The following is a 1,296-nucleotide window of genomic DNA, read 5'->3' as shown; positions in this document are numbered from 1 at the left end:
GAAGCCGGCCTCCGGCGTCCAGCCATAGGGGTCGAAGAACGGCAGCGTGCCGCCGACCAGCTGCATGCCGAACGGCCCGCCGGCGGCGAATTCGATCACCGCGGTGGACGGCGCCCGGCCGCCGAACATCATCGCGAAGGAATTCGCATAGCAATAGGGACCGGATCCGATATAGGGGACCTGCGTCATCTCTCGCGTCTCCACAATTCATCAAGGAGACACGACAAGAGCGGCAAATTTCGCGGAATTGTCAACCGAGTGTATTTTGGTCGTGAAATATTCGCGGCGCAGCGAACTGCCGGACGCCCGGATGCGATTTGCCTATCCGGCCGCCTCGACCGCCATCCCGGCGGCCTTCCAGTCGAGGAAGCCGTCGCGCAACCTGTGGGCGGCGAAGCCGCGGGCGCGCAGGGCGGCGACCGCCTCGACCGACAGGACGCAGTACGGGCCGCGGCAATAGGCGACGACCTCCCGCCCCGGCGGCAGCTCGGCCAGGCGGCGCTCCAGCGCCTCGACCGGGATGTTGACCGCCCCCGGCAGGTGGCCGAGCGCGAACTCCTCCTCAGGACGGACGTCGAGCAGCGTCACCCCGCCTTCGCGCAGCCACTGCAGCAGTTCCTCCCGCGACAGCCCCTCCAGCCGCTCCGGCCGGCTCGCGCTGTCGGCGAGGACGCCGCGGATCTCCGCCCGCCGGTGCTCGGCCTGACCACGCAGCGCGGCGAGCAGCGGCACGATCGGGCCGCCGGCCAGCCGGTACAGCACGCGCTTGCCGTCCCGCCGCGATTCGACCAGCCCGGCGCGCCGCAGATGCTGCAGGTGCTGCGAGGCGTTGGCGATGGAGAGGCCGGCGAGCTCGGCCAGCCGCTCCACCGGCCGCTCCCCCTGGCCGATCTGCTCCAGCAGCATCAGGCGATGAGCGTGGCCGAGGGTGCGGGCGAGCTCCGCCAGCTCGGCGAAAAGGCGGGACTGATCGTCGGTCATTGACAGGACGCTAGCATCGCTTCATCAATCAAGCAAATCATTGAATGAATGGAGCGCGAAGGGCCGGAGGATGGAGAACGAGCTGGAATTCGGGCTGCGGGCGGTGCTGGTCGGCGCCGGCGCCACCGCTGTCGGCGACCTCTGGACGGCGCTGCTGGCGCGGCTGACCGGGGTCTCCGGGCTGAACTGGGCCATGGTCGGCCGCTGGGTCGGGCATCTGCCGCGCGGCCGCTTCGTGCATGACGGCATCGGCCGGTCGGCGCCGGTGGCGGGCGAGCGGGCGCTGGGCTGGGCCACCCATTACGCCATCGGCAT

At 70.3% G+C, this 1,296-nt stretch carries 3 protein-coding genes; 1 reads left to right on the top strand and 2 read right to left on the bottom strand.

Annotated elements, in window-relative coordinates:
* A partial coding sequence (locus P409_RS34615) for a hypothetical protein (RefSeq protein WP_034849458.1) occupies positions 1-189 on the bottom strand: 189 nt, incomplete at its 3' end.
* Between the two features lie 132 nt (positions 190-321).
* Positions 322-981: an ArsR/SmtB family transcription factor gene (locus tag P409_RS34610; protein WP_034849456.1), complete on the bottom strand. Its 660-nt coding sequence runs from the start codon at positions 979-981 to the stop codon at positions 322-324.
* A gap of 70 nt (positions 982-1,051) precedes the next feature.
* Here P409_RS34610 and P409_RS34605 point away from each other — a divergent pair.
* Positions 1,052-1,296: DUF2938 family protein (locus P409_RS34605; RefSeq protein WP_034849455.1), on the top strand; the 245-nt coding region annotated here is incomplete at its 3' end.

The organism is Inquilinus limosus MP06, from assembly GCF_000767795.1.
GTDB lineage: Bacteria > Pseudomonadota > Alphaproteobacteria > DSM-16000 > Inquilinaceae > Inquilinus > Inquilinus limosus_E.
The sequence above is the reverse complement of the archived record's forward strand: the minus strand, read 5'-3'. Positions and strand labels throughout refer to the sequence as shown.

Bases quoted from the DNA above. Each gene is read 5' to 3' on its own strand.
- P409_RS34610 (WP_034849456.1), bottom strand. From the start codon at position 981: ATGACCGACGATCAGTCCCGCCTTTTCGCCGAGCTGGCGGAGCTCGCC.